16 protein-coding genes are annotated in these 12,020 nt (G+C 59.3%); 14 read left to right on the top strand and 2 right to left on the bottom strand.

What is annotated here, in order from left to right; translation table 11 throughout:
- Positions 1 to 4: 4 nt before the first annotated feature.
- From RUH75_RS00290 to RUH75_RS00280, 3 genes are read left to right on the top strand one after another with little or no spacing between them, the layout of a single operon-like run.
- Positions 5 to 1,042, top strand: a complete 1,038-nt coding sequence (locus RUH75_RS00290; protein WP_313801009.1) for a hypothetical protein — start codon at positions 5 to 7, stop codon at positions 1,040 to 1,042.
- A gap of 1 nt (position 1,043) precedes the next feature.
- Entirely contained in the window at positions 1,044 to 1,487 is a 444-nt protein-coding gene (locus RUH75_RS00285) for a hypothetical protein (RefSeq protein WP_313801007.1), read from the top strand.
- Between the two features lie 3 nt (positions 1,488 to 1,490).
- Positions 1,491 to 3,650, top strand: coding sequence for a hypothetical protein (locus RUH75_RS00280; RefSeq protein WP_313801005.1), 2,160 nt, complete (start codon positions 1,491 to 1,493; stop codon positions 3,648 to 3,650).
- 40 nt (positions 3,651 to 3,690) lie between these two features.
- On the opposite strand, the gene RUH75_RS00275 is transcribed toward RUH75_RS00280, so the two are convergent.
- Positions 3,691 to 4,650, bottom strand: a complete 960-nt coding sequence (locus RUH75_RS00275) for a DUF6236 family protein (RefSeq protein WP_313801003.1) — start codon at positions 4,648 to 4,650, stop codon at positions 3,691 to 3,693.
- 207 nt (positions 4,651 to 4,857) lie between these two features.
- On the opposite strand from RUH75_RS00275, the gene RUH75_RS00270 reads away from it, so the two are divergent.
- From RUH75_RS00270 to RUH75_RS00235, 8 genes are all read left to right on the top strand, one after another.
- A complete protein-coding gene (locus tag RUH75_RS00270; RefSeq protein ID WP_313801001.1) occupies positions 4,858 to 5,217 on the top strand; it encodes a hypothetical protein in 360 nt (119 codons plus the stop codon).
- Positions 5,214 to 5,342, top strand: a complete 129-nt coding sequence (locus RUH75_RS00265) for a hypothetical protein (protein WP_313800999.1) — start codon at positions 5,214 to 5,216, stop codon at positions 5,340 to 5,342. Before RUH75_RS00270 ends, RUH75_RS00265 begins: the two co-directional genes overlap by 4 nt.
- Complete coding sequence (locus RUH75_RS00260) at positions 5,339 to 5,896, top strand: glycoside hydrolase family 108 protein (RefSeq protein ID WP_313800997.1); 558 nt, start codon at positions 5,339 to 5,341, stop codon at positions 5,894 to 5,896. Before RUH75_RS00265 ends, RUH75_RS00260 begins: the two co-directional genes overlap by 4 nt.
- Positions 5,893 to 6,174 (top strand): hypothetical protein, encoded by a 282-nt coding sequence (locus tag RUH75_RS00255; protein WP_313800995.1) that lies wholly within the window; start codon positions 5,893 to 5,895, stop codon positions 6,172 to 6,174. The genes RUH75_RS00260 and RUH75_RS00255 overlap by 4 nt, the downstream gene beginning before the upstream one ends.
- A gap of 186 nt (positions 6,175 to 6,360) precedes the next feature.
- Entirely contained in the window at positions 6,361 to 6,936 is a 576-nt protein-coding gene (locus tag RUH75_RS00250) for a phage baseplate assembly protein V (RefSeq protein ID WP_313800993.1), read from the top strand.
- A gap of 240 nt (positions 6,937 to 7,176) precedes the next feature.
- Complete coding sequence (locus RUH75_RS00245) at positions 7,177 to 7,641, top strand: TIR domain-containing protein (RefSeq protein WP_313800991.1); 465 nt, start codon at positions 7,177 to 7,179, stop codon at positions 7,639 to 7,641.
- 49 nt (positions 7,642 to 7,690) lie between these two features.
- On the top strand, positions 7,691 to 8,209 hold the full coding sequence (locus RUH75_RS00240; RefSeq protein WP_313800989.1) for a hypothetical protein: 519 nt from the start codon (positions 7,691 to 7,693) through the stop codon (positions 8,207 to 8,209).
- Positions 8,210 to 8,220: 11 nt separating this feature from the next.
- Positions 8,221 to 8,694 (top strand): hypothetical protein, encoded by a 474-nt coding sequence (locus RUH75_RS00235; protein WP_313800987.1) that lies wholly within the window; start codon positions 8,221 to 8,223, stop codon positions 8,692 to 8,694.
- Positions 8,695 to 8,777: 83 nt separating this feature from the next.
- Here RUH75_RS00235 and RUH75_RS00230 read toward each other — a convergent pair whose 3' ends face one another.
- Positions 8,778 to 9,338, bottom strand: coding sequence for a hypothetical protein (locus tag RUH75_RS00230; RefSeq protein ID WP_313800985.1), 561 nt, complete (start codon positions 9,336 to 9,338; stop codon positions 8,778 to 8,780).
- 537 nt (positions 9,339 to 9,875) lie between these two features.
- Between RUH75_RS00230 and RUH75_RS00225 the strand changes: the two genes are divergently transcribed.
- Genes RUH75_RS00225 through RUH75_RS00215 form a run of 3 tightly spaced genes read left to right on the top strand, consistent with a single transcriptional unit; the run spans position 9,876 to position 11,938 of the window.
- A complete protein-coding gene (locus tag RUH75_RS00225; RefSeq protein ID WP_313800983.1) occupies positions 9,876 to 10,238 on the top strand; it encodes a GPW/gp25 family protein in 363 nt (120 codons plus the stop codon).
- A 10-nt stretch (positions 10,239 to 10,248) separates the two neighbouring features.
- Positions 10,249 to 11,403 carry a phage tail sheath subtilisin-like domain-containing protein gene (locus tag RUH75_RS00220; RefSeq protein ID WP_313800981.1) on the top strand — a complete coding sequence of 385 codons (1,155 nt, stop codon included), beginning with the start codon at positions 10,249 to 10,251 and terminating at the stop codon, positions 11,401 to 11,403.
- 25 nt (positions 11,404 to 11,428) lie between these two features.
- The gene (locus RUH75_RS00215; RefSeq protein WP_313800979.1) at positions 11,429 to 11,938 is read left to right on the top strand and encodes a phage major tail tube protein; all 510 of its coding nucleotides are present in this window, start codon (positions 11,429 to 11,431) and stop codon (positions 11,936 to 11,938) included.
- Positions 11,939 to 12,020: the final 82 nt, after the last annotated feature.

Genomic DNA, 12,020 nt, shown 5'->3' with positions numbered 1-12,020 from the left:
ATTCATGATTACGGCCGCCGGCCTGGACGCGCTGGTGAACGCCCAGGGCGGCGGGACCGATCCTATCCAGATCGCGGAACTGGGTATCACGGAAAATAATTTCGTGATGGCGCCCACCATCACCAGCGTGCCTGGTGAACTGAAGCGCATCGGTTCCGTCTCGGGCGAATCGACCAGCGAAACCATCATCCATATGACCGCGCAGGACAGCAGCGAGGATATTTATGAGCTGCGCGGCCTTGGCCTTTACCTGGCCGATGGAACATTGTTCGCGATCTACAGCCAGGAAACACCGATCTTCCGCAAGGTCTCGATTTCCTTCTTCCTGCTGGCGCTCGATATCTCTTTCGAGAATGCCGTCGCGGGCGATATCGTCTTCGGCGACACCAGCTTTCTCCTTCCCCCCGCCAGCGAAACGGTAAAGGGCGTCGCAGAGATAGCGGACGCCGGCGAGGCGGCCGAAGGCGCTGATGACAGCCGCATCATGAGCCCCGCCAAGGTGAAGCTGGTGTTGGATGCGATTGCCGCCGCGATCGGATCGGATGGAGACTTGGCGGCGGCGCTGGCGGCGCTGGTGGCCCGCACTATTACCGGAACCGGCCTCGTGTCCGGTGGCGGTGATCTATCCGAAAGCCGCACTCTTGACGTGGAGGCCGCCAGCCCGGTTGAAACCGCCGCTGGCGCGGTCGACGACAAGGCTGTGACACCAACCGGTCTGATTGGCGCTTTGGCAATTCTAGGGGGCTGGAACTCAGGCATCCCGATCTTCAGAATTCCGGGCACTCCGATCATTGTGCAGACCGGTCAGGTGCGGGGGACGTACACGACTGAGCTGGCGATCCCTGTGGTTCTTCCCGTGGCTTTCCCCACTGCCTGCATATGGGTCGGGCCGATCACTTATATTTCAGCGGACGATAGCCTCCGGGACATATTCGTCCAGATGCGCGAGCGAAGCGCGTCCGGTTTCAACGTCTACTATCAGGCCGGCGACTCTTCGGACAACCGCATCGACGGCTTCGACTGGATCGCCATAGGATATTGATATGGATCTGCTTTTTTCCCAATCAGCCCATGCCTTTTTTTCCCGCGAACTCCATGGTGATGCAGTCCCGACGGATGCCGTAAGCGTTACCCCGGAGGACCATCGGACCTTGCTGGAAGGCCAGTCCCAGGGGAGGACGATCATTGCTGGCGAGAACGGCTATCCCTGCCTCGCCAAGGTTTCGAAACCAACCGTCGCGGAGACGCGGGCCGCTCTTGTGCGACGCGTGAAGCGAGAGGCTGCCCGGCGGATTGAGGCGATTGCGCCAATCTGGCGGCAGATCAACGACCAGCGCATCGCCACGCCCGAGGGCGCCGCGCGCTTCATCGCGATCGATACGGTCCGCGCTGCCTCCAGCGCGATCGAGGCGGAAATCGAAACTGGCACCGCGAAAGACCTTAAGGCCATCGACTTGGCCAACCATCCCCTTTGGCCGGCGGAGTGATCCATGCCCAAGATTAAAGACCTGCCCGCGCTTGAGACGCCCGACGCCAGCGAACAGTTCATTGTCGAGCAGGGTGACCAAACCTCCCGGGCCGGGGTGAAGGCGTATCTCGCCGCGATCGGCATCGCTCCGACCAAGGACGTGCTTCTCGCACTGGCGCTGGGCGACCAGCAGCCCAACTGGTTTACCTCTGCGCAGGTCAATTTTTCCGACACCAGCGGTAATCTGGCGGCCGGCGGATCGCACGCCCTCCCGGTGCCGGACTTCTACAACAATATCCCCTGTTGGCGCCTCGATTGCCCTGCCAACACTGTGATGGACACAGTCTTTTCTTTCACCGAACTGGCCAACCTGGACGTCGGTGAAGTTATCAGCGCGTCCGTCCAACCCCTCTATCTGACGCCTTCTCCGGCCGCTGGCACTGGCGGCGCGAGCAGTTGCACCTTCGACCTGATCCAGTTGACCGCCGCGCGCGGTGCCATCGCCGGCGGCACGACGACGGGGCAGTTGGGGGATAAGACGGGCTTGCTGGGGACGCCAGCAAACAGCCTGTCGAATATCGCCAAGCTCGCTACCGCTGCGGTGCTGGATTTCCGCCTCATCATCCGCAACACCGGCGGGACCAATGCGCGGTCGCTATATTTCACCCTGCCTTTCGTCGGGCGAGGCGGCATCTCCACCTTCCGGATGCCGCGCAAGGATCCGGCGCTCTACCTCGCCGGTACGACGGGCAACGACAAGAACAATGGGGCGCTGACCGCGCCGATGAAAACATTCGACAAGATACTTAAGGCCGTGGGGACGTCGGGCACCGTCGTCATCACCGAAAACGGCGACTATCGCGTTTCCGCTGCCCAAGTAACAACGGCCAAGGAACATATTCGCATCAGCGTAGCACCGGGTGTCAGGGCGCGTGTATTGGGCGGCGTCCGCCTGGACGAACTCGGAGCGATCACGAAGACGCCAGGATTCGCAAAGGTCTATCAGGTCTCCCATGCCCTGCTCCATTCGCAGACCATCGCTGGGCCGCCGACCATCGTCGGCTATCTGAGCGGCGTCCCTACAATCTGGCAGGACGGGGTGCCCGATCTGCTGACCGCCATCTCTGATGCGGAACGTCACCCGCTGCATCGCGGCCGGTCATATCGTCTCGATCACACCCGCATCATGGGATACACGGCGATCAATACGAAGACTGCTAGCCTGGCGCAGATCGATGGTCTCGCCTATCCGGCCTTCTATGCCGACGAAACCGGCGCACTGCCGACCAGCTCGCCTGGCGTGCCGACGCTATACTTCACCTGTTCGGCCGGCGGTGACGGGAGGCTGGCGAGCATCTATATTCCGGCACAATATAACCTGTTCAATCAAGGCAACGGCAAACAGGAATTTGAACTTGGTGGGCTAGAAATCCTGTATTTCACGCGCAACGTCCAGGTGCGCGGTTTCCGATCTGCTCTGCTGACTGATCTGTATACTTGCGGCTCGCGGCAGGAGAACATCCAATGGTCGGACACTCGCTTTACCGAGATTAGGGATTGCATCGCGGTCGGCAGTGGTATCGACAATATCGGCGCGCACCGTTTCACCGCCGATGATCGAAAGGTTCGCCATAAGATCAGCGGTATGTGGTGCGCTTATTCGCTGGATGACGCGGAATCGGTTCATGAAGGCTGCGGCGGGGAGGCGGAGAATTTCTTGTATGAATATGCCGGAGATCGGGGAGTCGCGACCGCCTATGGTGGCAGGACTGTCCACCGCGATGGTCTGATCCGCAAAACGGGCCTGTGGGACTTGACCACCGGGGAAGGCTTCGCCGCCATCGAGCAACCCCTTGGTACGCCCTTGCCGGGTGACACGGGCGTTGCGACCGAAGCCATAGGTTTCAACGTCACTGTCGAAGGGGCCAGACGCAGTTTCGGCGTGCACGGCGGGGTTGGCACAAAGAACCGCCTCACGCTCTACAACTGCGCTTCGATCGATCCCGTCGATGAAGGTGGCGCACCGCTCGATCCGACGCGGCCTTGCTGTCACCTCTGGGCACGGAACGGGACTATTACCGTGCCCCTTGGCGATCTGCGGTTCCGGGGGAGCGCGCCGCAGAAAGTCAATTCGAGCGGCACTATCGATATCGCCAATCCGCTCGGGCTAATGGCGCCATAATTAAAGACAGCGCAGCCGGGCGGATTAGTTGAGAGAGCTATCAGCCCAATTCTCGTCTTATAGATACAACATATTCATACGGCGAACCAGGAGGGGCACCTTTCAGACCTCGGAATGTCTCGATGGAGAGGCACGAACTTAATCCGCCCACAAGAGCGGCTATTCCTCCCGCTGTTAATGAGAAAGGGGCGACAGTTGCTGCGGGAACCATGGCGGCTTTTGCTATGTCCGTCCAATTGATGGTAATTTCGAGGTTACCGATGGCTTTTTTCCAATTCGGCTTCCGTGCCTCTTCAGTATATTCGCCAATGGCGCGATCGAGCGCTTCGGTCTCTAGCCGCAAAAGCGCGGGATCGGGTCCCGTCGAGGCGACCTGAATTGCGAGCCGCTCCAGATGCTCCCGTAAATTCAAAAGCTGTTTGCGATTACGTTCTCGGAACTCAACAATATCTTGAAATGGCACTTCTCGGCCAGGGATCAATAAGCAATCTTGCAGCGCCAATTTAGCAGCAAGATTCGGATCAGAAAAAACAGCAGGTATCGGATCATATTCGGGCTCGTGCCAAATTGTCCAGGCGCCTGGCTCCCGACTATTGAGACCTTCATACGTGAGAATAGGTACGGCTTGTACTTCGGGAAATCTCACAACACCATTCATGAGATATTCTGACCGGCGAACGTGTCCCATGTTTTCCAAGCCAAATGGATCGCCGGGGGCGCACGCCGCAAAACCCCCGAAGGCTGGCAAGTCGAGTACTTCATTAAAAAGAAGAGCCATTCTATACGTATCGACGTTGGGATTTAGGACCTTTACTACTACCGATTCATCATTTCCTGATAATCCGAAATCATCAGCTATAATTGCACCGCGTTGTCCTTTTTTTAATTCCGGACCTAGAGCAATTCCCCTGACTTCCCCCATCTCTACTAAAGCGGGATTTTGTACCTTAGTCCCAGTTAGAGCAAGCATACCCCCGGTTTCGCGCTCGCTTCTGCTCATTCAGATCTCCGTGAAAATGAGGCAGCAAGAATCATCCTGACGCCGCGCATTATCTGTTTCTATCTTGGGCGCGTCCAGCGGCTGAACCACAGGGGCGTGCATCGACCAGTGTCAGCGCGGTCTGCGGCTCGTCTTGGGCCTCGGTAGCGTCGTCTCCTACCCTGCGAGCCTCTTCGCGCGCGCGCAATTGCACGCCATGCCCCCTGCATGAACGATCTTCGGGACTTTCTGATCTGGTGGGCGCTGGCCCTCATCGCCGGAGCGACCGTCGCGGTGGGCCAGATCGCGCACAAGATGGCGCGCCTGGACATCGAAATGCCCAGCGACCCGGCGAAGCTCGATGCCTGGCACAAACGCCGGAAATGGCTTGCCATCACTGAGCTTTCCGCGCTCCCGGCCTTCGCCACGCTGGCCACGGCGGGACGTGTCTATTTCGATCTTCCGCCGATCGTCGGCGTGCTGGTAACGATGGGTCTCGGCTTCATCGGTTTCGCCATGCTGATCGACGGCGCGAAATATCTTTTCCGTAAGCGGGTGGGCCTTTCCGAAGAAGGAGGAGGCGCATGAAATCCGAATTTATGGCCATCATCACCATCATCAGCCTTGCCGCGTCCAGCTTCGCGCTGTGGCGGGCGCACGTCCATGACCGGCGCAGCAAGGGCCATCATCATTGTGGGAGGTTCAAGCCGTGACCAAAACTCTCAACCAGACGATCGACAACGTGATCGAGCGGGAGGGGCCATATGTGAACCACCCAGCCGATCGCGGCGGTCCCACCCGGTTCGGCATCACCCAGGCGAAAGCGCGCGAGGACGGCTATGCCGGCGACATGCGCGAATTCCCGCGTGACCGCGCTTTTTCCATCTACTGGCGCCAGTTTGTGACGGCGCAGGGTATCGACCTCCTAGCGAAGCGCTCGCCCGAACTGGCGGCCGAAGCGCTGGACACCGGCGTCAACATGGGCGCGCCCTGGGGCGTCATGTTCCTCCAGCGCGTCCTCAATGCCTGTAACGAGGGCGGCAAGCTCTGGCCCGATCTGGCGAAGATCGACGGCAACTATGGCGGCAAGAGCGATGCAGCGCTCGCGGCCTATCTGGCGCATCCGCGCCGTGGTCGCATCGACGTTCTGCTCGCGGGCCTGAATGCGCTCCAGGGCGAGCGATATATCGGCATCGCGGAACGCAACGCTTCGCAGGAAGCCTTCCTCTATGGCTGGCTGCTCAACCGCGTGGCACTGGCGGCATGACAACGGCGCGCGCCCTGCTCAAGCGCTTCTGGCCCGCCTTGGCGGCTCCCGCGCTGGTCACCCTCGTCCTGCTCCTGGTCCGCTGCTCCGATCGGGCGCAGGACAATGCCGTCACCCAGGCTCATGACGCCGGCGTGGCGCAGCAGCGCGCCGACACCGCGACCGCCACCCTCGATCAAACCCTGAAGGCCGCCCATGCTGAAGAAGCCATTCGTCGTGATCCTGTTGTGCGTAACGCTTCATGCCTGCGCCACTCCCGCACCCCAGAGAATTGCTGATAGCGCCTGCACGGCCTTCCGCCCGATCAGCTACGCACAGGCGCCTCGCGGTGCCGATGGCCAGCGCACGACGGCTGACCCCGAAAATCGCTATGACAGCGACGAGACGGTAGGGGAAGTAGAGGGCCACAATGCGAAGTGGGACGCCCTTTGCGCCGCCGATCGCGGCGGAACCTCGCCCCGCCAATGACCCGCCAACAGGAAGACATACCGGCGGACCTGTCCGAGCTGATCCGCCTTGGCACCATAGCATCCGTTAATCTGGGCACCGCGACCTGCACCGTACGCTACGGCAACCCGGATGATGACGATGGCGGCGCCGAAACCCCGCCCATCCGCTGGCTTGCTCCCCGCGCAGGGAAAACGCGTGTCTGGTCACCCCCCAGCGTCGGCGAACAGGCAATCCTGCTGGTCCCCGATGGTCAGATCGCCGCCGCCGTCGTCTTGGTCGGCATCTGGCAGGACGCATTTCCTCCGCCGGCTTCCACGCTGGCGGAGCTGGTCGAATATGAGGACGGCGCCCGAATTGGCTATGACCCCGAAGCCCATGCGCTGACCGCGATCCTTCCTGACGGCGCCACTGCCCTGGTCGAGGCCCCCGGTGGCATCACGCTCCGCGCCGATGTGACGATCGATGGCAATGTCACGCTGAACGGTAGCTTGGACGCCACCGCCGATGTCAGGGCCGATGGCGTTAGCCTCAAATCTCACAATCATGGCGGGGTGCAGGTGGGCACGGCGCAGACGGGACCGCCGCAATAGTGGAGCTATTGGCAATCCTTGCGATCAACACCAAGCTGCCGGTCCTCAAGCGACCATGCTGATTCTGAGCGCCGCCGTCATGTTCCGAAGCCGACATTTGTGCAGGTGCTGCTATGAGGGAAGATGGCCGGAAGGGGATTGGCGGCTTCCAGATGGCCGACTTGAGATAGCCGCCGTTCCTGACTGCAATTAACGGGTGGCGGCTGGCGGTCAATTATCGCGCGTCAAGGCTTGCACTGAATGGGCAGAAACGCCACAAAAGTGGTTCGCGATTTTTTTTGGGGGGTGGCAATGGCTGAACCGCGCGCGTTTATTAGCTTTGATATCGACAATAACAGTGATGAGAAAGTCCTCTTCGCAGGACAGGCGTGGCATTCAAAAACGCCTTTTAGTCACGAGGATTGGTCAGCGAAGGAGCCAATGGCTCAATCGCAATGGGAGGCCCTCGTGAAGGCCAAGATCAACAAAACCCATTTGATGATCGTCCTCGTCGGTAAGCATATGAGCAGTGCAACAGGAGTAGTGAAAGAAATTGCGATGGCTAAGGACCAGAACGTGCCTTATTTTGGGGTCTATGTAGGTGGTGCTGATTCAACCAGCACACTTCCAACGGGACTAGCGCGCAATCGCACGATTTCTTGGACATGGGATGGCGTTGCTAATGCGGTCACTCAGATGATGGGTGAAGGCAAGAACAAAAAGTGACATGCGGGTAGTGGTTTCTCGCACTGCGGCTTCAACAGGATTATTCCGGGTGAAGGGTGAACGATATTTGCAAGGCGAGACTGCTGCTGAACGGCGCAAATCCGAACAAGCTGAGCGCTTAGAGCAATATAAGCTAATGGTCGAAATGGCGGATAGGGTTAGCCAAAGGCGGCAGGCGGCTAACTCGTTTTACCTTTCGATAAATACAATTCTTGTAGGAGGTTCAGCTTATTTCGGAGGCGGCTCTCCCCCTCTGAAGACGGCATTGTTGGTGTCGCTGGCTGGCGTATTGGTTTGTCGCTACTGGAGCCGATCTATCCTCAGCTACAAGACTCTCAACACCGCAAAATTTGCTGTAATCAACGACATCGAACTGCACTTAACAGAGCGACCATTCACGGATGAATGGGCAAAGCTTGATCCCGACGGTGATGGTAAGAAGCACAACTCTTTCTACGAGACTGAAAAGTTCGTTCCGCGCGTTTTTGTTGGCGTCTATGTGTTTCAAGCTGCCACGGCGATTCCGTGGCAATCGATATGGCACCGACTACTCGCACTTGCCTGTTAGGAGAATGGGAATTGAAAATCGGTGTAACCGGGCATCAGCAGCGTGAGGGCATCGACTGGCAGTGGGTTAGGTCACACATCGACCGTTACCTCGCGGGCAAATCGATCATCGTCGGCTATTCCAGCTTGGCTGTAGGCACCGATCAAATCTTCGCAGACGCCGTATTGGATGCTGCTGGTAAGCTGATAGCCGTCATTCCCATGGAAGGCTATTCTAGCCAGTTCGAGGATGAACCGCTCAAGAATTATGAGAAGCTTCTCGAAAAGGCTCAGATCGTTGATTTGCAATCAAAAAAATCCGACGAAGGTGCCTTCCTGGAAGCAGGAAAATGGATCGCAAGGAACGTGGATCGCATAATTGCTGTCTGGGATGGCGAGGATGCAGTGGGAAAAGGCGGCACTGCTGACATTGTAGCTTATGCAATCTCTCTAGGACGACAAGTCTATCACATTGATCCTATCAAGCGAACTACTGCTGACCTTTAAACTGTTTATCCTGTCTTCCAAGGAGTGATCCGGTCAACGATAGCCAACACCGACAAAGGCGAAAAATGACCGAAGTATAGGTCTCAGCGCTGCCGTTTTATGTCAGTCGCATCGGTCTGGTTCTTATTAGACACCTCCGATTTTTCCGAAGCCTCACCAAACGTCTTGTAGATCGTTCCGAGCGAAAAGGCTCCGCCTAGCAATATTGAGAGAGCGCCCAATAAACCCCAAATCTGAGGAAGACTGAGCGCTCCCAAAAGTGCAGCAATGCTCATCTTCGATGGATCGGAGACCAGCTGCGGCGTCTTACTGTGTTCCGACACACGCTGCCGCCAATCGTCGAGAAGTCCCAGAAAAGCAGGACTGTTCAGAGACTTTAGGTCGACTACAAGCTCGTGCACGAACCAGTCATTGCCCTTTTCAAGCAGCCCGTCACAACGAAGTCTTTCATCGACGATGACCAAAAGTGGCATGCCTCTGCTATATGCCATCGCTGCCTCAATTTGGTTCCACGAAGTAGGCAGAGACACCGTGCTTAGCCGCCTTTCTTTAGCTCCGCCTCGACGCTCGATGCCCTCATTAAACCAGTAACGTTCGACCGCGACGACCACGGCTCCCGAACAGCGATCCATAAGGTCAGCCACTGCGCGGAGTGGGGCATTACTGCTGAACGTGTTTCGACCGATAGTGCAAGGCGAAAACCCAACAGCCCTTAGTCGAGCCTCCACTGCGCTTACGAAAGCATCTTGCTCTGCGCTTAGCCCCGTCCCTACACTTACGAAGACATTCATGTGCCACCCTCCTGCCCCTGTGCATGGCAAGGGATCACCGGATTGGCAATCATGTTCGCATTAATACGGCTCGGGCGACAATGCGCAAATGTCCGCTTCCAAGCACAGTGATATCACGGTCGAACGGCGAGATTTGTCGCTGACCGGACAACAAACCCAGACTGGGTAGCGTCTGTTTTGCCAACGATAGTCTTCATACTGGACTGGCAGAAAGCCATCCGTCTGGGTCATTATCACTGCCGTCATAGACGGAGTGATTATGTCTCGGCTGCGCGCTGGCGAGCATCTGACCGACGGGGGCCTCGCCCTTCGCCGCCAGCGCAGCGGTAGAAACGCCTCTTACCCTACCAACCCCTTCGCGCGCGCGTCACGGATCGCCATGCCGTCCCCATGAACGGGATGCAGGTCAGCAACGGCAAGGCGGTCGACGGCACGGGTCATCTGATCCAGTCGATCGCTGACATTCTCGGCACCCCGCTGGGTAGCCGGGTGATGCTGCGCGACTATGGCTCTCTCATCTTCGATCTGATCGACCAGCCCATCAACGCGGCGACCATGATGCTGCTGCGCGCCGCGACCGTCGTTGCCTTGCGCCGCTGGGAACCCCGGATCAGGATCGGCAAGGTACTGTTGAGCGGCCTGCCAACGGATGGCTCCCTGACCATCACCGTATCGGGCACGCGCACCGATCTGCCGGCATCCACCGCCCGCACCACGCTCGCCATTCCTCTCCCCGCCACCATCGCCAGTTGAAGGATCTGACATGCACGGCATTACCATCAAGGAAACCACCACCGGCGCCCGCACGATCCGGCAGTCGAGCCTGGCCGTCATCGGCCTGATCGCCACTGCCACCGCTGCCGCTGGCGCTCCCACCGATGCGCTCAATGCGGCCTTCCCGCTCAACAAGCCGGTCCTCGTGACGGACGTCGATGCGGCGGCGGGCAATGCCGGCACCGGCGGCACGCTCCAGGCCGCGTTGGAGGCAATTGGCGATCAGGGCAGCCCGATCGTTGTCGTGGTCCGCGTCGAAGAGGGCGCGGATCAGGAGGCTACCGACGCGAATGTGATCGGCGGGACCGACGGCGCCAACTATACCGGCATCCAGGCATTGCTGGCCGCGCAGAGCGTGCTGGGCGTCCGCCCGCGCATCTTGGGCGCGCCTGGTCTCGATACGCAGGAGGTGACGGCCGAGCTGGTCGTCGCGGCCAAGAAGCTGCGCGCCATGGTCTATGCCGCCGCGATCGGCGCCGACGTTGCGGCGGTCATCACCTATCGTGCGAATGTCGGTGATCGCGAACTCATGCTGATCTGGCCGGACAGCTCGCCCGATTTCGCCGGGGACGCCATCGCCCGCGCGCTGGGCCTGCGCGCCATGATCGATGAACAGCAGGGCTGGCACAAGACGATCAGCAATGTGACGATCGGGGGCATCACGGCGCTGACCAAGGACGTCCATTTTGACCTTCAGGACGAATCCACCCCGGCGGGCCTGCTCAACAATGCCCAGGTGACGACGCTGATCCGCAATGACGGCTTCCGCTTCTGGGGCAACAAGACCACCGCCGGCGACGATCAGCCGGAATTCGCCTTCGAAAGCGCGGTGCGGACCAGCCACGCGCTCCAGGACATGATCGTCACGGCACTCAGCCCCTTCATGGATCAGCCCATGACGGTCGGCCTTATCAAGGACGTGCTGGAAACTGTCAACGCGGCCCTGCGTCAACTCGTGATCGAGGGGCGGATCATCGGCGCACTCGCCTATTACGACCCGGCGAAGAACAGCTCAACCCAGCTTGCTGCCGGTCGCCCGACGATCAGCCTCAAATATACCCCGGCGGCGCCGCTTGAAAACCCAATCATCGAGCTGATCAACACCGCCGAATATTATGAAGGCTTTGCCGACCAGCTCGCCTGACCTCCCTTATTGAAAGGATAGCGCCATGGGTCTCCCTCGCACGCTCGTTAACATCAACGCCTATGCCGATGGCGCCAGCTATCTCGGCGTCATCTCCGAATTTGAGCAGCCCAAGCTTGCCCTCGCGACCGAAGATTGGCGCGGCGGCGGCGCGATCGGTTCCATCCCACTCGATAAGGGCATCGAAAAGATGGAGGCGACCCTCACCCTGGGCGGCCATGAAAAGGCGTTGATCCGCAAGTTCGGAACCACCAGCGTCGAGGGCGTCCGCCTTCGGCTGGTGGCGGCTTATCGCGCGGATGACGGTACGCCGGCACAGGCAGTCGAGATCTATGTCGGCGGCCGCTTCACCGAAATCGACATGGGCAAGGATAAGCCGGGCGATGCGACCGAGCACAAATACACCTGCGCCGTCGCTTATTACCGCCGCGTGGTCGACGGCCGCACCGAAGTCGAGATTGATGTGCTCGGCGGCGTCTACATGGTCGATGGCGTCGATCGCTACGCCGAGATCATGGAAATTTTGATGGGCTGAGCCATCGCACGAATCCTCCGGGCGGCCCAATGCGGGGCGGCCGTGCGGAGGCGGGCCGGTGGGGATGAATTCCCTGGTCCTC

The organism is Sphingobium sp., from assembly GCF_032153725.1.
Lineage (GTDB): Bacteria > Pseudomonadota > Alphaproteobacteria > Sphingomonadales > Sphingomonadaceae > Sphingobium.
Note: the sequence above shows the minus strand (reverse complement) of the source record. Positions and strands in the feature narration are given on the sequence as shown.